The 20,456-nt window shown below is 63.2% G+C and carries 27 protein-coding genes and 1 tRNA gene; 14 read left to right on the forward strand and 14 right to left on the reverse strand.

What is annotated here, in order from left to right:
- The first annotated feature begins 317 nt into the window (after positions 1–317).
- On the forward strand, positions 318–1,349 hold the full coding sequence (locus ACD578_RS23065; protein ID WP_404288850.1) for a cysteine synthase A: 1,032 nt from the start codon (positions 318–320) through the stop codon (positions 1,347–1,349).
- Positions 1,350–1,419: 70 nt separating this feature from the next.
- On the opposite strand, the gene ACD578_RS23070 is transcribed toward ACD578_RS23065, so the two are convergent.
- The 5 genes from ACD578_RS23070 to ACD578_RS23090 form a co-directional block, all read right to left on the reverse strand.
- Positions 1,420–1,896 carry a hypothetical protein gene (locus ACD578_RS23070; protein WP_152714164.1) on the reverse strand — a complete coding sequence of 159 codons (477 nt, stop codon included), beginning with the start codon at positions 1,894–1,896 and terminating at the stop codon, positions 1,420–1,422.
- A gap of 128 nt (positions 1,897–2,024) precedes the next feature.
- Entirely contained in the window at positions 2,025–2,792 is a 768-nt protein-coding gene (locus ACD578_RS23075; protein WP_404288852.1) for a sulfite exporter TauE/SafE family protein, read from the reverse strand.
- Positions 2,793–2,922: 130 nt separating this feature from the next.
- Positions 2,923–3,462, reverse strand: coding sequence for a GNAT family N-acetyltransferase (locus tag ACD578_RS23080; RefSeq protein WP_404288854.1), 540 nt, complete (start codon positions 3,460–3,462; stop codon positions 2,923–2,925).
- Positions 3,463–3,471: 9 nt separating this feature from the next.
- Positions 3,472–3,702 carry a cupin domain-containing protein gene (locus tag ACD578_RS23085; RefSeq protein WP_404288856.1) on the reverse strand — a complete coding sequence of 77 codons (231 nt, stop codon included), beginning with the start codon at positions 3,700–3,702 and terminating at the stop codon, positions 3,472–3,474.
- Positions 3,627–4,070, reverse strand: a complete 444-nt coding sequence (locus ACD578_RS23090; protein WP_404288858.1) for a helix-turn-helix domain-containing protein — start codon at positions 4,068–4,070, stop codon at positions 3,627–3,629. The genes ACD578_RS23085 and ACD578_RS23090 overlap by 76 nt, the downstream gene beginning before the upstream one ends.
- 182 nt (positions 4,071–4,252) lie before the next feature.
- Between ACD578_RS23090 and ACD578_RS23095 the strand changes: the two genes are divergently transcribed.
- The gene (locus tag ACD578_RS23095; RefSeq protein ID WP_152714160.1) at positions 4,253–4,510 is read left to right on the forward strand and encodes a hypothetical protein; all 258 of its coding nucleotides are present in this window, start codon (positions 4,253–4,255) and stop codon (positions 4,508–4,510) included.
- Positions 4,511–4,533: 23 nt separating this feature from the next.
- Here the strand turns inward: ACD578_RS23095 and ACD578_RS23100 are convergent, their stop codons facing one another.
- The 3 genes from ACD578_RS23100 to ACD578_RS23110 form a co-directional block, all read right to left on the reverse strand.
- Positions 4,534–4,824: a hypothetical protein gene (locus ACD578_RS23100; RefSeq protein WP_404288860.1), complete on the reverse strand. Its 291-nt coding sequence runs from the start codon at positions 4,822–4,824 to the stop codon at positions 4,534–4,536.
- A complete protein-coding gene (locus ACD578_RS23105; RefSeq protein WP_404288862.1) occupies positions 4,821–6,125 on the reverse strand; it encodes a hypothetical protein in 1,305 nt (434 codons plus the stop codon). Before ACD578_RS23105 ends, ACD578_RS23100 begins: the two co-directional genes overlap by 4 nt.
- A gap of 68 nt (positions 6,126–6,193) precedes the next feature.
- Positions 6,194–7,306: a TAXI family TRAP transporter solute-binding subunit gene (locus ACD578_RS23110; protein WP_404288864.1), complete on the reverse strand. Its 1,113-nt coding sequence runs from the start codon at positions 7,304–7,306 to the stop codon at positions 6,194–6,196.
- 503 nt (positions 7,307–7,809) lie between these two features.
- Between ACD578_RS23110 and minC the strand changes: the two genes are divergently transcribed.
- From minC to minE, 3 genes are read left to right on the forward strand one after another with little or no spacing between them, the layout of a single operon-like run.
- A complete protein-coding gene (gene minC / locus ACD578_RS23115) occupies positions 7,810–8,478 on the forward strand; it encodes a septum site-determining protein MinC (RefSeq protein WP_152714170.1) in 669 nt (222 codons plus the stop codon).
- 17 nt (positions 8,479–8,495) lie between these two features.
- Positions 8,496–9,311, forward strand: a complete 816-nt coding sequence (gene minD, locus ACD578_RS23120; protein WP_152714157.1) for a septum site-determining protein MinD — start codon at positions 8,496–8,498, stop codon at positions 9,309–9,311.
- A complete protein-coding gene (gene minE, locus ACD578_RS23125) occupies positions 9,308–9,571 on the forward strand; it encodes a cell division topological specificity factor MinE (RefSeq protein ID WP_152714156.1) in 264 nt (87 codons plus the stop codon). The genes minD and minE overlap by 4 nt, the downstream gene beginning before the upstream one ends.
- 55 nt (positions 9,572–9,626) lie before the next feature.
- Here minE and ACD578_RS23130 read toward each other — a convergent pair whose 3' ends face one another.
- The 4 genes from ACD578_RS23130 to ACD578_RS23145 form a co-directional block, all read right to left on the reverse strand.
- The gene (locus ACD578_RS23130) at positions 9,627–10,778 is read right to left on the reverse strand and encodes a thermonuclease family protein (RefSeq protein ID WP_404288867.1); all 1,152 of its coding nucleotides are present in this window, start codon (positions 10,776–10,778) and stop codon (positions 9,627–9,629) included.
- Positions 10,771–11,568, reverse strand: coding sequence for a hypothetical protein (locus ACD578_RS23135; RefSeq protein ID WP_404288869.1), 798 nt, complete (start codon positions 11,566–11,568; stop codon positions 10,771–10,773). The genes ACD578_RS23130 and ACD578_RS23135 overlap by 8 nt, the downstream gene beginning before the upstream one ends.
- 168 nt (positions 11,569–11,736) lie before the next feature.
- Positions 11,737–12,069, reverse strand: a complete 333-nt coding sequence (locus ACD578_RS23140; RefSeq protein WP_404294006.1) for a septal ring lytic transglycosylase RlpA family protein — start codon at positions 12,067–12,069, stop codon at positions 11,737–11,739.
- A gap of 268 nt (positions 12,070–12,337) precedes the next feature.
- Entirely contained in the window at positions 12,338–13,570 is a 1,233-nt protein-coding gene (locus ACD578_RS23145; protein WP_404288870.1) for an MFS transporter, read from the reverse strand.
- Positions 13,571–13,830: 260 nt separating this feature from the next.
- Here ACD578_RS23145 and ACD578_RS23150 point away from each other — a divergent pair, with 260 nt between their 5' ends.
- On the forward strand, positions 13,831–14,760 hold the full coding sequence (locus ACD578_RS23150) for a DMT family transporter (protein ID WP_404288872.1): 930 nt from the start codon (positions 13,831–13,833) through the stop codon (positions 14,758–14,760).
- An 11-nt stretch (positions 14,761–14,771) separates the two neighbouring features.
- Here ACD578_RS23150 and ACD578_RS23155 read toward each other — a convergent pair whose 3' ends face one another.
- Entirely contained in the window at positions 14,772–15,056 is a 285-nt protein-coding gene (locus tag ACD578_RS23155) for a hypothetical protein (RefSeq protein WP_404288874.1), read from the reverse strand.
- A 237-nt stretch (positions 15,057–15,293) separates the two neighbouring features.
- Here ACD578_RS23155 and ACD578_RS23160 point away from each other — a divergent pair, with 237 nt between their 5' ends.
- From ACD578_RS23160 to ACD578_RS23180, 5 genes are all read left to right on the forward strand, one after another.
- Positions 15,294–15,632 (forward strand): hypothetical protein, encoded by a 339-nt coding sequence (locus ACD578_RS23160; protein WP_404288876.1) that lies wholly within the window; start codon positions 15,294–15,296, stop codon positions 15,630–15,632.
- A 270-nt stretch (positions 15,633–15,902) separates the two neighbouring features.
- Positions 15,903–16,112 carry a cold-shock protein gene (locus tag ACD578_RS23165; protein ID WP_152714289.1) on the forward strand — a complete coding sequence of 70 codons (210 nt, stop codon included), beginning with the start codon at positions 15,903–15,905 and terminating at the stop codon, positions 16,110–16,112.
- Positions 16,113–16,204: 92 nt separating this feature from the next.
- On the forward strand, positions 16,205–16,423 hold the full coding sequence (locus ACD578_RS23170; RefSeq protein WP_192926321.1) for a hypothetical protein: 219 nt from the start codon (positions 16,205–16,207) through the stop codon (positions 16,421–16,423).
- 61 nt (positions 16,424–16,484) lie between these two features.
- A complete protein-coding gene (locus ACD578_RS23175; protein WP_404288878.1) occupies positions 16,485–17,399 on the forward strand; it encodes a class I SAM-dependent methyltransferase in 915 nt (304 codons plus the stop codon).
- Entirely contained in the window at positions 17,396–18,229 is an 834-nt protein-coding gene (locus ACD578_RS23180; RefSeq protein WP_404288880.1) for a pseudouridine synthase, read from the forward strand. Before ACD578_RS23175 ends, ACD578_RS23180 begins: the two co-directional genes overlap by 4 nt.
- Here ACD578_RS23180 and ACD578_RS23185 read toward each other — a convergent pair.
- The gene (locus ACD578_RS23185) at positions 18,190–18,609 is read right to left on the reverse strand and encodes a nuclear transport factor 2 family protein (RefSeq protein ID WP_404288882.1); all 420 of its coding nucleotides are present in this window, start codon (positions 18,607–18,609) and stop codon (positions 18,190–18,192) included. The two genes, ACD578_RS23180 and ACD578_RS23185, sit on opposite strands and share 40 nt — an antisense overlap.
- A 232-nt stretch (positions 18,610–18,841) precedes the next feature.
- Here ACD578_RS23185 and ACD578_RS23190 point away from each other — a divergent pair, with 232 nt between their 5' ends.
- The 3 genes from ACD578_RS23190 to ACD578_RS23200 all read left to right on the forward strand — a co-directional run bounded on the left by ACD578_RS23190 (position 18,842) and on the right by ACD578_RS23200 (position 20,421).
- Positions 18,842–19,186 (forward strand): hypothetical protein, encoded by a 345-nt coding sequence (locus ACD578_RS23190; protein ID WP_404288884.1) that lies wholly within the window; start codon positions 18,842–18,844, stop codon positions 19,184–19,186.
- Between the two features lie 191 nt (positions 19,187–19,377).
- The gene (locus tag ACD578_RS23195; RefSeq protein WP_404288886.1) at positions 19,378–20,058 is read left to right on the forward strand and encodes a TerC family protein; all 681 of its coding nucleotides are present in this window, start codon (positions 19,378–19,380) and stop codon (positions 20,056–20,058) included.
- Positions 20,059–20,343: 285 nt separating this feature from the next.
- Positions 20,344–20,421, forward strand: a tRNA-Arg gene (locus ACD578_RS23200).
- Positions 20,422–20,456: the final 35 nt, after the last annotated feature.

Raw genomic sequence — 20,456 nt, forward strand, 5'->3', positions numbered from 1 at the left:
GGCTGGCAAAAAATTCATCCCGCCGCCGTCATCACCGGCCTTGTGCCGGTGATCCCGATTGGAAAAGCGCTCCGCTTCACAGGATCGAGATGGCCGGGACAAGCCCGGCCATGACGCGGGGAGTGCTATTTCTGGCCAACTTCTCGGATCATGATAGACCATATAATGTGGTTCGTTATAAAGAACGTCAAGGATTGTGTTTTGATTTTTAATTACATAATGTCGGTGTGAATATCGGCCGTGAACCTTCATGCGGAATGGCTTGCATCCGGTTCGCCCATCCGCTGACGTTTCCTCCCAGCTTGCAGTTAGGTGCCATGACCATCCAGCCCGACCTCCCCGCCGCCATCGGCAACACGCCCCTGATCAAGCTTCGCCGCGCCTCCGAGCTGACGGGATGCACCATTCTGGGCAAGGCCGAGTTCATGAACCCCGGCCAGTCGGTGAAGGACCGGGCCGCCCTGTTCATCATTCAGGATGCTGTGAAGCGCGGCGCCTTGCGCCCGGGCGGCGTGATCGTCGAAGGCACGGCCGGGAACACCGGCATCGGTCTGGCTCTGGTCGCCAATGCCCTCGGGTTCCGGACGGTGATCGTGATCCCGGACACGCAGAGCCAGGAGAAGAAGGACATGCTGCGGCTCGCGGGCGCCGAGCTCATCGAAGTCCCTGCCGTGCCCTATGCCAATCCCAACAACTACGTGAAGGTCTCGGGCCGGCTGGCGGAGCGCCTCGCGGCATCCGAGCCGAACGGCGCGATCTGGGCCAACCAGTTCGACAACGTGGCGAACCGACAGGCGCATATCGAGACGACCGGACCGGAAATCTGGGAGCAGACTTCAGGAAAGGTCGACGGCTTCGTCTGCGCGGTCGGCACGGGCGGGACCCTCGCGGGTGTCGGGATGGCGCTGAAGGAGCGCAGTCCGAAGGTGGCCATCGGCCTTGCCGATCCTCTGGGCGCTGCCCTCTACAGCTACTACACGACCGGCGAGCTGAAGGCCTCGGGGTCGTCCATCACGGAAGGCATCGGCCAGGGCCGCATCACGGCCAACCTGGTCGATGCTCCCATCGATGTCGCCTTCCAGATCCCGGACGAGGAGGCGGTGTCGATCGTCTTCGATATGCTGGAGCATGAGGGATTATGCCTGGGCGGATCGTCCGGCATCAATGTTGCCGGCGCGATCCGTCTCGCGCAGCATCTCGGGCCGGGACACACCATCGTGACGGTGCTGTGCGATTACGGCACGCGCTATCAGTCCAAGCTCTTCAACCCGGACTTCCTGCGCTCGAAGAACCTGCCGGTTCCCGCATGGCTCGAGAGAACGAGCGCGATCGATCCGGGACTCGTGTAGCGAGAAACGTCAACCTTCTGCAATGATGTCCGCCGCGTTCGAGAATATCGAACGCGGCGTTCTCAAAGGGTCACGCCGCCGAAGACGTGGCCGCTTCCGAACTGGCCGGGGACGCAGAGGTCGACGAGGTGCTGGTGTCGTCGGAGCGTTGCTGCTGCGGCCGGCTGAGATTGGCGGGTGAGCGATTGGTGGTCGGAGCCGTCGCCGTCGCAGGCGCGGATGGCCTCTGAGTGACGGTGTGGAGGTCGGACTGGATGCTGTCGATCAGGTCGACCAGCCAGGTTTCCCCATTTTGAATGCGCTCCCGAAGCGCCGATTTCGCGATGTCGAGTTTGGCGGAAATCTCCATCGTGCTGCGCGATGGCAGATCGCTGAAATCCTGTTCGATGGCGGCGAGCTCGCGCAGGAGCTCGTCACGCAGCGGGCGCTGTTCGTCGGCCATGATCAGCGGAGAGTTCAACATGCCGCGCAAGGCAGCCCAGCGCAGGCCGAGAGCGCTTACCGAGTGCGATCCGTCGAGTCCTGAGAGGTTTTGGGATTCGGCCACGAGCATTTCCTTTTCGCGAAGCGTGAGAATCGAGTCGTGGCAGGAAGGAGCATGGTTGTGGCGTGAATCGGGCAGCGGTCTGCAAAAAGCCGCCCGACCTCGTGCTATTTCGAGAATGGTTACCGAATTCAGCGGATAAAGAAATACAGTGTCAATGCCGTGCCGACTGCGATCACCAGCCAGCGGATGACGCTCGCCGGCAGGCGGCGGCCGAAGACGACTCCGAGATAGCCGCCGATCACGGAGGCCGCGCCGACGATGATGGTTTCGGGCCAGCTGACGAGACCAGCTGCGATGAACAGGACGACGGCAACGAGCTGGATCAGCGTGGAGCACAGATGCTTCGCGGAGTTGATCAGGTGGAAATCGTCGCCTTCGGTGATCGCAAGCGCCGCCAGCATGACGATGCCCATGCCCGCGCCGAAGAAACCGCCATAGATCGCGACACCGGTCTGGAACGCGAGGCCCGCGGCCCAGGCCTTCGTCGACGGGTGATGCCCTTCATGCTTGCCGATGGCGCGGGCGAGCGCCACGATCTTCGGGCTCGCGGCAAAGAGCACGGTGGCGAACAGCAGAAGCCACGGCACCAGCTGCCGGAAGGCGTCGTTGTTGGTGACGGTGAGGATGTAGGCGCCGATCAGCCCGCCGACGAGACTGACGACGCCCAGCGCCGCAAAGCGCCTGACATTGGCGGCGAGTTCCCGCCGGTAGGCCCAGGCGCTCGACAGGTTGGCGGGCGTGACCGCGACGGCGCTCGTCGCATTGGCGACGACGGGCGGGAGGCCCGCGGCGACGAGGGCGGAAAAGGTAAAGAAGGTGCCGCCGCCGGCGATCGCATTGACGAGGCCGGCTGCAAGACCCGAGGCGGCCAGAAGCGCCGCAGTGGATAAGTCCATGATGGTGATCTAACGGGGAATACGAAGCACGAGGGTTGAGGAAGTCCGGCCATAGCACGGTGAGCGCATTCAAGCCCATTAGGCGATTTGTCTAGGCCTGTTTTCCTCGCCGTGAAATCGGCTCGCTGTCTCAGGCGGCGGGAATCTGCTTGTAGAACACGGTCGTGTCGCAGAACCCGCCCTTCGGCCACAGGGCATAATTGGGAATCACGCCGGACTTGATCCAGCCGATGCGCTCATAAAGACGCTCGGCATCGCCGCCCGTCACCGTGTCGAGCACGAGCACGGTCTTTCCGGCCCTGCGGGCCGCGTCTTCGGCGGCCCGCATCAGAGCCGCGCCGATGCCGCGCTTTCGGGCCTGGCCGTGAACGAGCATCTTGGCGATGTCGGCCCGATGCGGCTGGTTCTCCGGCTGCTTGAGCACGATCTGCACGGTGCCCACGATCCGTCCGCTCGTGTCCTCCTGGGCGACGAGCAGGATGCGTTCTCCGTCGGCGACACCCTCGGTGACGCCCTGCCAGAAGGCATCGGCTCTCTCGCGGGTCAGCGGCGACATGAAGCTGACCGAGGCGCCGCCCTCGACGCAATCGATCAGGACGGCGGACAAAGCGCCGACCTGCTCGCTGGCTTCCGGTGCGGAGAGATGGCGGATGGTGATCGACTCGGTCATGGGAGGTTCTCAGCGCTGGGTGCCGGACCCGGCACGCGCGTCGGTGGCAAGAGCCACCACGTAGCGGGCGGGTCGGTCGGAATGGTTGCGAAAAATGGTCGGTCGGTCGAGGCGCATGGACAGGCAGTCGCCCGCGCTCAGGTGGTAGCTCTCCTCACCCAGGGTCAGATCGATCTCGCCCTCGATGATCCAGATCTGCTGATGGACCGCGGCGGCGCGATGGCCCGTGTCGTAGGCCACGCGCGCGCCAGGCGGGAGAACCACCTCGACGAGTTCGATGGGGAGGGAAATCCGGCGGCCGAAAGATTGCGACGCATGTAGCCGCTGTCCGGATCGCGCCAGACGCGCTGATCGGCGCGGCGTGCAAGCGGAGAGGCGCCATTGCTGTCCTTCTCGGCGAAGAGGGACGCCAGGGTCACGCCGAGGCCCGCCGCCAGCTTGTCGAGCACGGCTGCCGTCGGGCTGCTCTCGCCGCGCTCGATCAGCGAGATCATGGAGCGGCTCACCCCGGTGCGCTCGGAGAGCCCGTCCAAGGTCATGCCGCTCTCAGTGCGCAGATCGCGCAGGCGTGTCGCCAGATGGGCGTTAAGGGCGGAGGCGTTTTCCATTAAACTAGATAAGCGGTCCATTATAATGGAGTCAAGCGCCGACGACGGCTCCTCGCCTGGCTATCGGGAGGGCGAAAAAAGAGATCGCCATGAAGCTTGGCAGGCCCTAAGGCTGCGGTTTGCTGTGGATCATGCCTGGGCCGTCCATTGCCCTCAGCAGAACAAAAGAAGATTTTCAAAGCATGTCGAACGTGATCCCTCTCGCTCCGCGCCTGAAGCAAGGACGCCCCCCTGCCGCCGAGGCAGAGGAGAGGGCCGCGCTCGCCGCCGACCTGATCGATCTGATCGAACGGGTGAAGGAACTGACCGAGCACGTGGTCGGCCTGCCTGGCCCGCCCCTGCAGATCCAGCAGACGGCCCAGCAGCTGCTCGATGCCGGCACGGCTCTCGAGCGCGCCGTGGATTCACTCACCGAAGGCGGCGAGTGGGTGCCGTTCTAGAGCATCGTCCGATAGTCTAGAAGCTACTTCAACGCTTCCAATCGTTCTCCAGCCTGAGCGATGCCCATGGCACGGGCCCGTGCGTAGAACTCGCGTGCCTTGGCGTTGTCGCCACGGATCCCTACGACTCCCAGCTTGGAAAGCACGTTCGGATCGAAGGTCTCGGCCAACACGAAGGCCGCACGCGCATTGCCGCCGCCCAGGGCCCGCTCGAGAAGCAGGCGGGCTCCGCTCACATCGCCTTTGCGGAAGAGTTCTTCCGCGCGGATCGTCAGACGGTCGTCGGGCTTGGAAGCCTCGGCAGGTGCGCTCACCTTCGGTTCCGGTGCAGACGGGGATTCGGGCTTCGCCGGAGCCACGATGGGCACGCCAAGCGGCAAGGACTGAAAGCCTTCCGGGAGAGATGCAACCACGACCGAAATCGGCTCTTTCGCCGGCACCACCGGCTCTTTCGCCGGCAATGCGGAGGTGGCGTCCGGCAACCCCCGCGCGGTCTTCGCCACGGACGGCGTCCCCTCCGCTGCCGGCGGAGGGGACGGTGCCTGAAGAAGCGCTTCCTGCTGCGACGGGGCCAGGGGGGCTCCGTTCCTGTTGCCGCGAGGCGGAACACCACAGGCGTGGCGCTTGACCGATGAGGTTCCTGAAGCGCCTGCAATTCTTCCGTGGTGTCCACAAGTTCCTGGGTCAGAATGTCGCTGCGCATCCGGGCCCACGCCAGGGCCTTCTCCAGTTCCGCGACGCGGGCCGCTTCGGACGCCGTCCGCTCTTCGTTGACGGCTTGGAGATCGCGCAGTTTCTTCGCGGCGCTGGCGAACTGGCGCTCGGCATTGTCTCTCCGCTCGCGTTCCTGACGCAGAGCCGCGTCCAGCTCGGATGTAGTCGATGCCACGGAAGACTTGTCCTGCTCCCGGGCGGCCTGCAGGGCACCGTATTCTTTCCGGAGCCGCTCCAACTCCTGTATGGCCGCTTGGGCTTGGTCCCGCTCCCGCTGCAGGGTCTGCTGCATCTCGGAGGCCGTGAGCGCTTGAGACGCCGTCTCCTTCTCCAGGCGCGCTTCGAGGGCGCTGTGCTCCTCCATGAGGCCCGTCAGGGTTTGCGAGACCCTGCTGCTGAAGGATTGCTCCTGCTCCAGAGCCTGCTGCATGTCGGCCAGATTGACCGCGGTGGTTGCGGAAGGGATCGCGCAGGATTCGGCCGCCGCCTTGTCGACGATGGTCGGGTCGGGCGTCGGAGGGACATCGCCCCGGATGCCGAGACCCTGCAGGGCGGTGATGAGGTCCGGATCTTTCAGATGATCGACGAGGACGATCGCGAGGGTGCCGACCTCGATGGCCGAGTTGAGACTGTTCTCGGCCTTTTTCAGGTCGCCTTTCCGAATGGAAGCCTCGAGGTCCGCCGCAAGCTGCTTTCGATCCGGCGAGGTCAGGAGAAGCGGCAGGAGAGTGAGAAGGTTTTCCATTGCTCCCGCTTTGATGGAGGATTCCTCCTTATTGGGAGCATCGCCGGTGGGGGAGCCTTGCGCGGCTGCCGGTCCGAGAAGTGCGATGCCGATCAAGGTGGTGGTCAGCAACTCTGCCGTTAAAGATTTCAATCCAAATGCTTTGTGCCCAATCATGTCGGACCTCCTCCGGTGGTCGCCAAAGGCTTCGCGTGAGCCTTTGGCTTCGGTCCTGTCTTGGTTTCTTAGTCTTGCCGGGTGACTCGCCGGGAGGCTCTTTGCCGATCACCCTGCCAGGCGAGGAATTCCCGGAACAGGACCTCGCGCTGCTCGGCCGAGACGTCGATGCCTCTGCTCTTCATGAAGCTCTCGAAGTTTTGGCCCTGGGGCGAAGGCTTGCTGGCCATTGCGGCGCGGTCCAGCCATGCCTGGGCCGGCCGCACGCGCTCCCAGCCGGGCACGTCGGCCGCGAGATTGACCTCTTTCCATTTCGGATGCCGGCCCGGCTGCAGGAATTCGTCGAACCGGGCGAAGAACGCGTCCACGAAACGCTTGACGCGGTTGTAGCGATCGGAGTTTTCGGGCCAGTTGAACACGGCGAGCAGGCTGCCGACCGCCAGGGTTTCGACCGGCTTATCCTTGTCGACCAGCTGCGGATAATCGGAATCCGCGAGGCGGGCGGGGAAATAGCTTTCCGCGATCTCTCCCTCGAAAGGAATCGGGAGGAGATGGAACCGCCCCTCCGTCTGGAATTCGGCAATGGCGCGAACCGGGCGCCCGGCCACATAGACCGCCGCCTGGATTTCTCCGGACTTGAGCTTCGCATAGGACGAAGCCTGATCGAACGTGGTCATCTCGGGCTTGATTCCGAGCTTGTCGAAGATCAGGCGCGAGGTCAGGTTGGTGCCGCTGCCGGCCTTGTCGATATTGACCTTCTTGCCTTCGAGCTGCCGGATGTCGGTGATCTCCCGGTCGGCGATGATATGGACCTCCTCGTTGTAGAGGCGCGTGATGAAGCGCAGGCGCCGCACCGCATCGTTCTGGAGGTTTTCCGCATTCAGCTGTTCGCGCGCATCCATCTGGACGATGCCGATGTCGACACCGCGCAGGAACATGATGTCACGCAGGTTCTGCAGCGAACCGCGGCCGATCATCGGCAGCACGCGCAGGTCTTCGCCGTCGAGCACGTTGGCGAGGTCGGCGGCAATGCGGATATAGGTGCCGTCCGCGCCGCCCGAGATCACCCCGAGCGTGCCCGTATTGGCGCGGGCCGGATTGAAGACCGGGGCCGTCTGAGCCGATCCAACGACCGTGCCGGAGACCAGAGCGGCTGCGACAAAGGCGGCTTGAAGGGACAAATGGCGCAAAAATCTGCTTAGCGAAGAAAAGATATTCACTCGACCCGACATCCTTCATCCTCCCCTGGATGAGCCTTGCGGCTGTTCGTCGATCCGATCGTTTTGCGGTCGTCCCTATCGATGGAAAAATGCTCTAAGCAACGATGAAACAAAACGAAACAAGGATCATCGTATGCTCCTGGCAGCCTCGGTCAATTGAGCTTTGAGGACGGAGTAATACTCAATAAGTGCTAGTGAATACTCAAAAAGAGATATAACTTATCTTTTTATTCCTTGAAAAAGTTGAATTTCTTATTCGCCTTCAGGGTAAACCCTGATCGACGTTTCAGAATTCCCGCAGGACGAGTCGCGGGCATTGCCGGAAAATTGTTATCGTCCGCCGGCTCCTTTAACGGTCCATTAACCATAAGCGGTCGAAATCATGGGGAATTAAAGGAATCTGAACTCCCGTGACCATTGCCGTTCGCAACCGTCCATCTCTTCGCTTCCGTGGCAGGTCCTTCATGGCCCTGGTCCTCGCGCCCGAAGTGCCGCTGAGGGACTGGCTCGAAGATCTCGACGCCGTCTCCGAGCGGTCGCCCGGCTTCTTCACCGGGCGACCCATCATTGCCGACGTTTCATCGTTAAAGCCTTCCAAGTCCGAGCTGAAATTTCTCCTCGCGGCGTTCAAGATGCGCAATATTCGCATCATCGGCCTCGAGGGAGCGGCTCCCGAGAATGTCGATGCCGAGATGCCGCCGGCGATCAATGGCGGCAAGCCGACGGGCGACATCGACGTGCCGGATGCGGCCAACGCGGCCGTCGCCGCGACCGGCACGCCTTTCGGCGACGCGCCCGTGCCGGAGAAGTCGCTTCTCATCGAAGGCTCCGTGCGCTCGGGACAATCGATCCTGCACCCTGAAGGCGATGTGACGGTTCTGGGCTCCGTCGCCTCGGGGTCCGAGATCGTCGCCGGTGGCTCGATCCATGTCTATGGCACCCTCCGCGGCCGCGCCATTGCCGGTTGCACGGGCAATGGCCGCGCCCGCATCTTCTGTCGAAAATTCGAAGCCGAATTGATTGCGATCGATGGGCTCTACAAGACCGCTGACGATCTGGGGGGCAAATTCCTCGGTCAGCCCGTGCAAGTGAACCTGGATGGCGACTCGATCATCCTGAAAACAATGGATTGAAAGAAAGAGAGACGACAATGGCCAAAGTCTTGGTCGTAACTTCCGGCAAGGGTGGCGTTGGCAAGACGACGTCATCGGCAGCTCTGGGCGCGGCGCTGGCGCATGGCGGCGAGAAGGTCGTCGTCATCGACTTCGACGTCGGCCTGCGCAACCTGGACCTCGTGATGGGAGCCGAGCGCCGCGTGGTGTTCGATCTGATCAACGTGGTGCAGGGCGATGCGAAGCTCAACCAGGCTCTCATCCGCGACAAGCGGATGGAGAACCTCTCGCTGCTCCCCGCCTCGCAGACCCGCGACAAGGACGCCCTGACGGAAGAGGGCGTGGCGCGCGTTCTCAACGAGCTGCGCGAAAAGTTCGACTGGATCATCTGCGACAGCCCGGCCGGCATCGAGCGCGGTGCGACCATGGCCATGCGCCATGCGGATGTCGCGGTTGTCGTGACGAACCCGGAAGTCTCCTCGGTCCGTGACTCCGACCGCATCATCGGACTGCTCGATTCCAAGACGGAGCGGGCCGAGAAGGGCGAGCGCATCGAGAAGCACCTGCTGCTCACCCGCTACGATCCCGTGCGCGCCGAGCGCGGCGAGATGCTGAAGGTGGACGACGTGCTGGAGATCCTCTCCATCCCGCTGCTCGGCATCATCCCCGAGAGCGAGGAGGTGCTGCGCGCCTCGAACGTCGGCTCGCCGGTCACGCTGAACAATCCTGCCAGCGCACCCGGGCGGGCCTATTTCGATGCCGTGCGCCGGCTCAAGGGCGAAACCGTCGAACTCACTATCCCCACGGACAAGAAGGGGCTGTTCGGCAAATTGTTCGGACGGAGGGCTGCATGAGCCTTTTGAATTTCTTCAACCGGCGCACATCCGCGCCCGTCGCGCGGGAGCGCCTGCAGATCCTGCTGGCGCACGAACGCGGCATCGTCGGGGGCAAGCCTGACCTCGTCGCGCAGTTGCGGGAAGAGATCCTGGCCGTCGTCCGCCGCCACGTCATGGTGGACCAGGACAACGTTCAGGTGAAGATGAACCGGGACGCCGACATCTCGACCCTCGAGATCGAGATCGAGATTCCCGGCCCGGCCGAAGCGCGCGCTTAAAAAAGCTCCATCGATTTTCAGGCAAGCGGCCTCTGCTTCGGCAGGGGCCGCTGTCTTATGGCGTCTTGCTCCAGACGCCGATCTTCGCCTCGCGGGCCTTGTCGGCCGCGGCCTTGAGATCCGGCGTCGCATCGCTGGTCGGCCGTCCGCCGCCATTGAACAGCACGACGCGGGACAGATCCTGGCCGCCGACCTGGCACCGATACACGTCGTTCGAGCCCGCAGGATCGCAGGCCACTTCGCGACCGTTGAGATACTGGGTCAGATCTTCGGGCTTGCCGGCGCCGGGAGCCCACTCGACGCCGAACAGGCGCACCACTTCACCGTTCACCGACAGGGTTGCCGTATCGATCACGTCCGGCACGCCGCGCAGCGCGCCCGAAGAACCGGTCGAGCCCGTGACGGCAGGCTCCGGTTCCCGGATGGGACTGGCAGCAGCCGCGCTCGACGCGACAGGCGCGGCGGCGCTGGCCCGGGGCGAGGCCGCATCGTCGCCCTGGAACAGGAATGCGCCGACGCCGAGGAGAGCGAGGACGGCAACCGCCCCGAGCGCGACGGCCGGTCGCGTCCAGGAGCGCGAGCGCATGTCGCCGAAGACGTTCCGCTCATGCTCTTCTGCGACCGGAACGGGACCGTCCTCCGCCCGGTCGCTGGAGCCGCGGTCGGGCGTGATGGAGGTTTTGAGCGTCTTCAGCGGGTTGTACGACCATTCTGCGATCGGCAGTCTCGGGCCTTGTTCATCCCGGACGGCGGCGGGCTCGTCCAGCGGTCGAGGTGGTTCGGCGGCCGGTTGGGCTCCATCGGAATCGAGGTTCAACCAATCGCGCTTCGGCTTCTCACGCGGCTGAGACGGTTCGTCCGCCTGTGCAAGCGCTGCCGCATCGGGCTTCGCCGGCCTGAACAGCACCGGATATTTCACGCGCAGCTCGTCCAGGAGGTCGTGGAGCGTGAACTCGGCCGGCCGCCCGTTCTTTTCGATCGCCCGCGGCTTGCCGTCGTGATCGATGATGGTGAGCTTCAGCGCTCCATCGACCTCGGACGGGCGCACGGAGGATTCGATGATCAATTCGAGGGCGCGGCGCGCGTCGTCGGTGGGATGAATCCTGTCGAGCTCCGCATGGATGATCTCGCGCATTCTGTCGCGCATCTGGGTCCAGTTGCGGCGCGGATCCGCCTTGGGATCGCGGGTGATGGAATCGTCAATCATGCGAGGCGCCCTCCGGGGCGAGATTTCGCTTGCGCTCCTGACCGAGCAGCGTGCTGTGCTCCGCGACAATGACCGGCTTGTCGCCGATGAAGTGAACGATCAGCTGAAGGGCGCCGGTGCCCTGCGAGACGCGCCGCCGCTTGGGATGGGAGGCGGTGAAGTCGAATACCGCATGCACCGTGCAGACTTCGCCTGCCGGGTTGCACACGGTCCCCATCGCATTCGGGCGTGGACGGTAGTCGCGCTCGGGCCAGCGACGCACGAAACGGCGCTTCTCGTTGAAGAGCCGCTGCATGCTCACCTCGCGGCCATGGAAGAGTACGCGAGGCGCATAAAACGCGGCGGTGGCTTCGAGGGCGACGTCGTTCGAGGCCGACCAGGATTCGAGATAGTCGATGGCGAAGTTCTTCGCCACGGAGGCTCGGGCGCTGCGCTTGTCGGCATCGGGATCCTTCAGCGGCTGCGCCGCCACGGCGGGAGCGGAAGGGGCTGCTGCGGGCGGCGGCTCGGCCTGCCGTGAAGGTGGCGCATCAGGTTTGACGGCAGGCGTCGCGGGCTGGGCCGATTGCATCGGCGGAGTCGCAGGAGCCGGGGTCGCTGCCTGCGGCGGCGGGCTGACCGGCGTCTCGTTCTGAGGTTCGTTCTTAGGCTTGGGTGCCTGCGACGGCGCTGCTCCGCCCTCGGCAGGTGGATCGACCCAGGCCCGCCCCGTCTGTGCCGCGGCCATGGGGGCTGCAGCCATCAGCGTCAGGAGGGTGGCTATCGATATTAGCGACCGGCCGATCTGCATGCGTTTCCAAAGGCCTCTTCTTGAGAAAAAGGTGACCGGGGGAAAGCGGGTAAAAGGCTTCTCGGTTCCATGGGCCGCCCCGGCAGGGATGCCCTGCCGGGGCGGTTTGCAAAGGTTAAGTCTCACTATGAACAGGTGATGAAAAAATGGCGGGCTCGAAAGCCGCTTTTAGAGCTGAGCGACGTCGACGGTGCCGACCCCGGAGATCCCGATGGCCTGCGCCGAGGCTTTTGACAGATCGATGACACGGCCATGGGCATAAGGACCACGATCATTGATACGAACGACCACCGATCTTCCAGTCTTCTTGTTCACGACCCGGACCTTGGTGCCGAAGGGCAGGGTGCGGTGCGCGGCGGTCAGATCGTTGGTGTTGAAGGTTTCGCCGCTCGCCGTCCGCCGGCCGTGGAAGCCTGGTCCATACCAGGAGGCGCGGCCGCTCTGAACGACCTTGGTGGAAGACGTATCAGGCTCCGCATAGGCGGCAGGAGACAAGAAGATTGTCGATCCGGAGATGAAAAGACTTGCGAGCGTGAGCGTAACCTTGCGTTGATCCACAATGCATTCCCTTGATTGTTATCGATGGGATGCAAAATGAAGGCTAATGGGGCAACATTAAGACGATATAATTGGCAGAGCAATCTCGGGTATAGCCTCAGTATCGAATCATTCTATTCAGTTGATCTATGTTAATGTTGTAACAGTTTATGTTCTGACCAAATTAATCTGAAAGATTCTGGCGCGCGATTGCTTGGGCAGGCAGGCTCTTTTATTGCCTGGGAGTCGGCTCGGCTTCGCGTGGCGGAAGCGTCATCAGCCGGATGGCGAGGGCAAGGGCCACGATCAGGAGAAGGGTCACGAGGGCCGATACGCCGGGCCAACCCCCATGGGTCCAGAACACGCCGCCCAGGGTGCCGATCGCGCTGGAGCCGAGATAGTAGCAGAACAGGTACAGGGCCGAAGCCTGCGCCTTTCCAGTGAGGGCTCTGTTCCCGACCCAGCTACTGGCGATGGAATGGGCGCCGAAGAACCCGAAGGTTACGGCCACGATACCGGCCAGAATGAGCGCAAGATGGTGGAAGAGCGTGAGCGCCACGCCGGCGAGCATGATCGCGATCATCGACCACAGAACCCGCCTGCGGCCCAGCCGCCCGGCCAACTCGCCGATCCAGGCCGAGCTCAAGGTCCCGACCAGATAGGCGGAGAAGATCGCCCCGATGGCGGTCTGGCTCAAGGAATAGGGCGCTTCCGTCAGGCGATAGCCGAGATAATTGTAGAGCGTCACGAACCCGCCCATGAGGAGGAAGGCTTCTGCAAACAGAGCTCGTAGGCCCGGGTCCCGCAGATGCTCGCCGAAGGAGCGCAGAAGCTCTGCCGGACGGGCCAAGCGGGGGTGAAAATGGGCCGAGGCCGGCAGGCTCCGCCAGGCCGCGATGGCCGAGGCCAGTCCCACGACCCCGATCAGACCGATGGCAAGCCGCCAGGAACCAAGATCCGTCAGCACGCCGCTGATGATTCTCCCGGCCATCCCGCCAACCGCATTGCCGCCGATAAAGAGCCCCATGGCGAGGCCGATGGATTTCGGGTCCACTTCCTCGCTCACATAGGCCATGGCGACGGCGGGGAGGCCACTCAGGGTAATGCCGATCAGCATGCGGGCGAGGAGCAGGCTGGTCCAGTTGGGGGCTGCGGCGGACAACAGGGTCAGGAGCGCCGAGGCGAACAGCGAGGCCACCATGACGGGCTTGCGCCCCCAGACTTCCGACAAGGAGCCCGCCACCAGCATCGCGACCGCGAGAAGGCCGGTCGAGAGCGACAGGGACAGACTGCTGACGGCAGCACTGACTTGGAATTCCTGCGAGAATTCCGGCAGAAGGGGCTGGACGCAGTACAGGATGGCAAAGGTCGAGAAGCCGGCCGCGAACAAAGCGAGGTTCAATCGGCGAAACGCTGGTGTCCCGCTCACCAGGCGGCTGGGTGCTTCCGGCGATTGATCCGACATGAATTCCTTCCGCGTGTCTGAACCGGGCGCAGACAGTGGTGAGCCGATTCCGGGAATTGGTGGACCCCGGCTGTCCTATGCTCATAGTGCAAGTGTAGGTCGGCGAAAGTCCCGATCCATTCGTCCAAAGCATGGAATATGTGCCGACTTTGCACTTCTGCTTCAGGAAGAATCGGGCTTTATGCTGACCCTATATCCTCCAAACTTGAGACCCTCAGGCTCGTTGCGTCGCTGCACGAGCCTCATTTTTTGAGTCCTTCATGACCTCCGTCCCCGTTGCCCGGAAGAAAGCGGCCCTCGTGACGCCGCCCAGCACGCCGGCCTCTCCGCTGCGGGGCATCCTGTTCCTGATCGCCTCCACCGTCGTGTTTTCCCTGGCGGACGTCATCACCAAGCAGCTCGCCTCCACCCTGCCGCCCCCGGAAGTGGCCTGGATGCGCTATGTCACCTTTGCGGCGTTCATTATCCCCGTCGTGCTGATCAAGGGCGGGCCTGCATTGTTCCGCTCCCAGCGGCCCAGTCTTCAGGTGGTCAGGGGACTGGGCATGGTTGGCTCTTCCATCATGTTCATCCAGAGCCTGCCTCATCTGCCCGTGGCCGATGCGACTGCGATCTTCTTCGTCTCGCCGATCCTGATCATGGCACTCTCGGTGCTCTTTCTGGGAGAGTCGGTTGGCTGGCGGCGTTGGACGGCCGCCGCGGTCGGGCTGATCGGGGTGATGATCATTGTGCGTCCCGGCACAGGCGCCTTTGAGCCTGCGGCCTTCCTGCCGATCCTCAGCGCATCGAGCTGGGCGGTCGGCGCCGTCGTGACTCGCAAGATCACCGGCGATCACGCACTCACGACGCTCGCCTATTCCGCCTCGGTCGGCAGCATCGTGCTGAGCGCGCTCATGCCTTTCAACTGGGTGACTCCGAACGGAACCGAAATCGCCCTCGGCCTGTGCATGGGCATCCTGTTCGCGATCGGCCATTGGTTTGTGGTTCTGGCCTATCGCCACGGCAATGCGTCGCTGATCGCACCGTTTTCCTATGTCCAGCTGATCTGGGCCGGCACGCTCGGCTATTTGGTCTTCGGGTCGCTGCCGGATTCCTGGACGATCACGGGGGCCTGTCTCGTCGCTATGAGCGGCTTCTATACGGCCTATCGCGAGCGCATCCGCGCCATGCAGAAGCGGTTTTCGGCCTAAAGGCCGCCCGTTCAGGCTCCCGAATGCACGACGCGCAGGCGGGGACGTGCCGTGCGGCTGTAGAAGTTGATCTCCATGAACTCCCCGTCCGCCTGACCTTCGACGAGGCGGTAGCCGAACTGCTCCACGAGGGCCCGTACCTGGCCCAGGTTGTCGTTCGAAATCCTGCGGGTGAATTCCGTTAGATCCTGGCTCATCAACGCTGCAACAATGCCGATCTCGACCCCCTGGTCGAAGTCGGCGCTCCGCGCCGGAAAGCGAAGCCGCATACCCTCAGCAAGATGGATGTGGTGCATGGGATCCTGGTCAGTTCACGCTTACAACAAGCCGAGTTTATCGGGCAGAAGATCCTACCGGTTGCTTAAAGTCCGGGAGGCGGTGGATCCCGGTCGGCAGCGTGGTTAATCCTTCGTGCAGATGCGCGCGATGGATCCCGGAAGGCAGCTTTGCATTAATCCTCGACAGGTCCTTGCTTTCCCGGCGAAGCGGGTTCGGCTCGGCCCACCTTTCGCATATCTTAAGTGAGGCGCAGCATGAGGCGGCTATTGATGGGGATCGCGCTGGCAACCGGTCTGATGGGATCGGCAGCCCAGGCAGCCGATATGACGACCGTCACCCGGTTCGAAGCCGGACGGCTCCAACCCGGTCGTGCCATCTCCCGGCTCGCCGACCAAGGGCTCGGCTATTCCGTGCTGCACGATGCGCCCAGCGGTCCGCAGGGCTTCTACCGTGTGCACGTGACCTGCGCGATCGATGAGAGCTTTGTCCAGACCTATTGCCCGACTCCGGCCTATGCATCCTACTGTCCGAGAGCCCGGATCCTCTGTGCAGATGGCGGCCAGAGCGTTCAGGCGCTGCGGCTGAAATACTGAAGCGAGCCCTCTCGCACGCCATCGCCCACGTCCCCATGCGAGGCTCCGAAGGAGGGTCGTCTGCTTTTCCACGACGCGGCCTTGTATTCGCCGCAAGTGGGCGCTAGATAACCCTCTATCGACATTTGGCCGGACAATCGGGCCGTTACGCCTTGGCCTTCCAGGCGCACGTTCAGACACTCTTCCAAACATCGACGAACCCGAGCCTGAGGTCGTGCGAAGGCACGTCCTTTGCTCACGTGCACTTCTAGCCTAACCAAGGATACTCCCATGATTACGGGCACCGTTAAGTTCTACAACGATCAAAAAGGCTTCGGCTTCATCCAGCCGGACGATGGCAGCAAGGACGTGTTCGTCCACGCCACCGCGCTCGAGCGTGCCGGCATCCGCGGCCTGCGCGAAGGCCAGAAGGTGTCCTTCGACACCGCCGAAGACCGCCGCTCCGGCAAGGTCGCCGTCAACAACATCCAGGCGGCATAATTTCCGTTGAAGCAGACGGCTTGGCATTCCGTGCCGCCTCGCAAAGCCGCCCCTCCAGGGCGGCTTTTTGCTTTTTGTCAAAGGAGGTTCTTTTGATCCACAAGTATTCCATGGGCCAACTCGTTCATGCCGCCGCCACACATTTTGCCGATCGCACGAGCGGCACCTACGAGGTCATCCGCCTGATGCCGGAGAACAGCAGCGGCGAGCTGGGCTATAGGATCCGCGATACTGTGAGCGGCGCCCAGCGCGCGGTCGGAGAATCGGAAATCCGCGCTGTCGATACAAAGCCGAGCGCCCAGAGCCATTGAGACTTACCTTCCAGACCGCAGCATATTAAGAACGCCTGCGTTCAGCGTGGACTCAGTCACTTTGCAAGACACGAAACAAAGCGGCGTCTATGGGACGCCACCGGCCGAACTGGCCGAGGTCCCGGCAGGGGCCATTCAGCTCTCCCCTCTGATTCCGGGTTCCGGACAGCTGGAGGCGCAGGAGGAGGGGTCATTCAGCGAAATGATCGTCCTGGCCCCGCCCGGAACCGTGGAGCGTCGCTACACCATCGCCCTGGCTTTGCGGGCGCTCGCGCCCGGCGGGTTCCTGACGGTCCTCGCGCCCAAGGACAAGGGCGGTTCCCGGATTGCCAAGGAACTCAAGGGGTTCGGCTGCAATGTCGATGAAACCTCGCGCCGTCATCACCGCATCTGCACCGGCAAGCGGCCCACATGTCTGGTGGGTCTCGAGGAGGTGCTCGCCGAGGGCAATCCTCGCCGGGACGAAACCTTGGGCCTCTGGACCTGGCCCGGCGTGTTCAGTTGGAACCGCTTCGATCCCGGCAGCACCCTGCTGGAGCAGAACCTGCCGTCGCTTGGTGGCCGAGGCGCCGATTTCGGCTGCGGCATCGGTACTCTCGCCCATGCCATCCTGGCCTCCCCCAAGGTCGAGCATCTGGCCATGCTCGATATCGACCGTCGTGCCGTCGAGATGGCGGCGCGCAACATCGACGATTCGCGGGCGGAACTCCGCTGGGCCGATATCCGCAGCGGCACCGAACTGAAGGGGCTCGATTTCGTAGTGATGAACCCGCCGTTCCACGATGGTGGCGCCGAGGATCAGAGCCTGGGCCAGACCTTCATCCGTCGGGCCGCGGAGGCTCTCCGGCCGGGCGGTGTCCTCTGGCTCGTCGCGAACCGTCACCTGCCCTATGAGGCCGTGCTGAAGACCCTGTTCAAGCGCGTGATGCCGAAGATCGAAGCGAACGGCTACAAGATTTACGAGGCAGTCAAATGAGCAAGGTCCCGACGCTCCGCCTTGATCGGCTGCTCGCCAATATGGGCTACGGCTCGCGCCGCGAGGTGCAGCAGCTGGTCCATGCCGGCCTTGTCACGTTGGACGGAGCCGAGATCGAAGAGGCGGACGAGCGCATCGCCGTGACCCGCGACCTGTCGGAGCGGATGCGCGTCCAGGGCAAGCCGCTCGATCCGCCGCCCGGCCTAGCGCTGATGCTGCACAAGCCGTTGGGCGTCACCTGCTCGCACAAGGAAGCCGGACCCCTGGTCTATGGCCTGCTCCCGGACCGCTGGCGCCGGCGCGATCCGGCCATCTCGACGATCGGGCGGCTCGACAAGGACACGTCGGGGCTGCTGCTCATGACCGATGACGGCAATCTGCTGCACCGGATCATCTCACCCCGGGCGAACATCTCCAAGCGCTACCACGTGAGTCTCGATCGTCCCCTACGTGGCGACGAGGCGGAAATTTTTGCAGCCGGGACGCTGATGCTCGAGAGCGAGGACAAGCCTCTCCTGCCAGCGCAGCTGGAGGCGATCTCCGGCACCAGCGCCTACCTGACCCTGACGGAAGGCCGCTACCATCAGGTCCGTCGCATGTTCGCGGCGGTCGGCAATCACGTCATGGCCCTTCACCGCGACCGGATCGGCGCCCTGGCGCTGCCGGAGGATCTGGAGCCAGGACAATATCGCCTGCTCGGCGAAGCCGATCTTGCCCTCCTCCTGCCGCCCGCCCAGGGGGCTGAGCATATGAGGAAGCGACCGGCGGGGCTGGGTCCCGTTGGCGCCGTTTACGGCGTTGCGGCAGCGATGAGCCCGGCGGTGTCGTAATACTCGTCGAAATCGACCGCCTTGCCGTCCCGGAAGCGCCAGATATCGACCTTCCTGGTATCTGCCACCTTGCCCGTTCCCTTATGGCGCCAGACGGCCCGTCCGACGACAGCCACCCGGTCGTCCTGGGCGATGAACTCGCTCATGGTGTGGGAGACCATTTCCCAGTCGCGCATAAGGTCTTCCAGATAGGCGCGAACGCCGGACTTGCTGCTCCGGCGCGTCGTAAAGGGCACTTCCGGCGAACCGTCCGCCAAGGAGCCGAGACTGACATCATCGGCAATGATGTTCATCCAGCATTCGCAATCGCTGCCTTTGGTATGAACCCATTGGGCATAGGCTTCGCGGAGAATGGAAACATGATCGTCATGGGCCGTCATTGAGCTCTCCTATGGAAAGCAAGCTTGAGCGAGTCGCCCGGACGGAATGGTGAGACACGATCCATCGATTGTACAATGTCTATTACGACCTATGCGGCCAAGCTCCTTCCGCTCCTGCGAACGGCGCCCGATAAGCCTTGAGAAAGGCTGCGGTTGCCCTGAAGCCTCCAGTCGGGTTAGGGAAGGTGAGGTTCACCGCCTTGGAGCACCTTTGGCCCGGATGGACAGAGCATTGGCCCGATCCCGCATCTCTTTCTCCATCGTGCAGGCGTTGCTCGGGCTGATCTTCCTGGCTTGGCTCCCGGCCATCGACCATGCGAATTCCGGGACTTCACTTCTCATTCAACTCGAAGAAACCCTTCTGCTGTCAGACGTGTCCGACAGCGGGGAAGCGGACCGGGAGGCTGGTCCGGACGAGTGGAGCGACGGGAAGGGCAGTTCAGATGCTTTCGTTCCTGCGGGCATCGCTCTTGCGACCGGGGGTACGCTGGGGCAGGGAAACCGCTTCAGCCCCTGTCAGCCGGTCAATTTCAACGTTCTTGGATCCTTGCGCGCGACGGGACCTCCTCGCCTCTAAACTCAGTCTAATTTGGCTGGAGGCAAGGTTTGGATGCTTCCGGCCGATTGTGTCGCGCGCCGGAAGCGGCGCCTCTCCTGTTTCTCGAGAACGGCTTTGAACCGCTACGCTTGCCACTGCATCCGGCCGTTGCCGGTTCGCAGGCACGTCATGGTCGCTGTTCGTCTCGAACGCCAATTAAGTTCCCCGTCATGGAAGCTCTATTCCCTCAAGTCATCAAACTCCTCGGCATCATCTGGATCAACATCATTTTGTCTGGAGACAATGCCGTCGTCATTGCGCTTGCCTGCCGTGGCCTGCCGGAAGACAAGCGTCGCATCGGTATGATTCTCGGCGCCGGCGTCGCGGTCGGCCTGCGGATCGTCTTTACGATCGTCGTGGCTGCGCTTCTTGCGACCCCGTTTCTGAAAATCGTCGGCGGTCTTCTCCTGCTCTGGATCGCCGTGAAGCTTCTGAATGGCGACGATGAAGAGGGAGGCGTAAAGGAAACCGACCGCCTCTGGCATGCGGTCTGGACCGTCGTGGTCGCCGATGCGGTCATGAGCCTGGACAATGTTCTGGCGATTGCCGCGGTGGCGCAGGATTCCACCGCTCTGCTCGCCATTGGCCTTGCCATCTCCATTCCGCTCATCGTGGCCGGGGCTGCCCTCATCATGGCGCTCCTGGACCGGTTGCCCCTTCTCGTCTGGGCCGGGGCGGCCCTTCTGGGCTGGGTTGCCGGAGAGATGCTGATCTCCGATCCATGGTTGGTCGAGCAACTCGGTCAGGAACTCGGCCACAAGGCGGAAATTCCCACCGCCATCATCGGAGCCGCCCTGGTGCTCGCCATCGGCTACGTCTCGCGGCAGCGGACTGCGACCGACGAGGCTTAAAGCATCGGAGCCAGAGGTGGCCTCCACTTTTGGCTCCGTTGTCCAATCCCTTAAGCGGCGCATCGTTCGAGGCGGAAGAGCCGGGGCCACTGTTCCGCACGGTGCGCTGGAATCTTTCAGACCATCTCTTCCTGGGGCCCAGGCCCTGCCGTACCTCCGGGAAGGAGACGGAACGAAAGCGATTGCGGCCGCCGCGACGGAGGGACGGCCGCAGCCTCTCTTGCCGGGCAGAGGTTGCCCTCAAGACCGTAATCGGGTAGGGAAGAAACAGGCCCATCGCCTCAAGCACCCGTAGCTCAGCTGGATAGAGCGTTGCCCTCCGAAGGCAAAGGTCACACGTTCGAGATCGTGTCGGGTGCGCCAATCTTTTCAAAATATTAGCTGCCAAGTCCCTGGTG

This window comes from Microvirga sp. RSM25 (assembly GCF_044784385.1).
Lineage (GTDB): Bacteria > Pseudomonadota > Alphaproteobacteria > Rhizobiales > Beijerinckiaceae > Microvirga > Microvirga tunisiensis.

Bases quoted from the DNA above. Each gene is read 5' to 3' on its own strand.
- ACD578_RS23065 (WP_404288850.1), top strand. From the start codon at position 318: ATGACCATCCAGCCCGACCTCCCCGCCGCCATCGGCAACACGCCCCTG.
- ACD578_RS23075 (WP_404288852.1), bottom strand. From the start codon at position 2,792: ATGGACTTATCCACTGCGGCGCTTCTGGCCGCCTCGGGTCTTGCAGCC.
- ACD578_RS23080 (WP_404288854.1), bottom strand. From the start codon at position 3,462: ATGACCGAGTCGATCACCATCCGCCATCTCTCCGCACCGGAAGCCAGC.
- ACD578_RS23090 (WP_404288858.1), bottom strand. From the start codon at position 4,070: ATGGAAAACGCCTCCGCCCTTAACGCCCATCTGGCGACACGCCTGCGC.
- ACD578_RS23095 (WP_152714160.1), top strand. From the start codon at position 4,253: ATGTCGAACGTGATCCCTCTCGCTCCGCGCCTGAAGCAAGGACGCCCC.
- ACD578_RS23105 (WP_404288862.1), bottom strand. From the start codon at position 6,125: ATGATTGGGCACAAAGCATTTGGATTGAAATCTTTAACGGCAGAGTTG.
- minC (WP_152714170.1), top strand. From the start codon at position 7,810: ATGGCCCTGGTCCTCGCGCCCGAAGTGCCGCTGAGGGACTGGCTCGAA.
- minD (WP_152714157.1), top strand. From the start codon at position 8,496: ATGGCCAAAGTCTTGGTCGTAACTTCCGGCAAGGGTGGCGTTGGCAAG.
- minE (WP_152714156.1), top strand. From the start codon at position 9,308: ATGAGCCTTTTGAATTTCTTCAACCGGCGCACATCCGCGCCCGTCGCG.
- ACD578_RS23130 (WP_404288867.1), bottom strand. From the start codon at position 10,778: ATGATTGACGATTCCATCACCCGCGATCCCAAGGCGGATCCGCGCCGC.
- ACD578_RS23135 (WP_404288869.1), bottom strand. From the start codon at position 11,568: ATGCAGATCGGCCGGTCGCTAATATCGATAGCCACCCTCCTGACGCTG.
- ACD578_RS23145 (WP_404288870.1), bottom strand. From the start codon at position 13,570: ATGTCGGATCAATCGCCGGAAGCACCCAGCCGCCTGGTGAGCGGGACA.
- ACD578_RS23150 (WP_404288872.1), top strand. From the start codon at position 13,831: ATGACCTCCGTCCCCGTTGCCCGGAAGAAAGCGGCCCTCGTGACGCCG.
- ACD578_RS23155 (WP_404288874.1), bottom strand. From the start codon at position 15,056: ATGCACCACATCCATCTTGCTGAGGGTATGCGGCTTCGCTTTCCGGCG.
- ACD578_RS23160 (WP_404288876.1), top strand. From the start codon at position 15,294: ATGAGGCGGCTATTGATGGGGATCGCGCTGGCAACCGGTCTGATGGGA.
- ACD578_RS23165 (WP_152714289.1), top strand. From the start codon at position 15,903: ATGATTACGGGCACCGTTAAGTTCTACAACGATCAAAAAGGCTTCGGC.
- ACD578_RS23180 (WP_404288880.1), top strand. From the start codon at position 17,396: ATGAGCAAGGTCCCGACGCTCCGCCTTGATCGGCTGCTCGCCAATATG.
- ACD578_RS23185 (WP_404288882.1), bottom strand. From the start codon at position 18,609: ATGACGGCCCATGACGATCATGTTTCCATTCTCCGCGAAGCCTATGCC.
- ACD578_RS23195 (WP_404288886.1), top strand. From the start codon at position 19,378: ATGGAAGCTCTATTCCCTCAAGTCATCAAACTCCTCGGCATCATCTGG.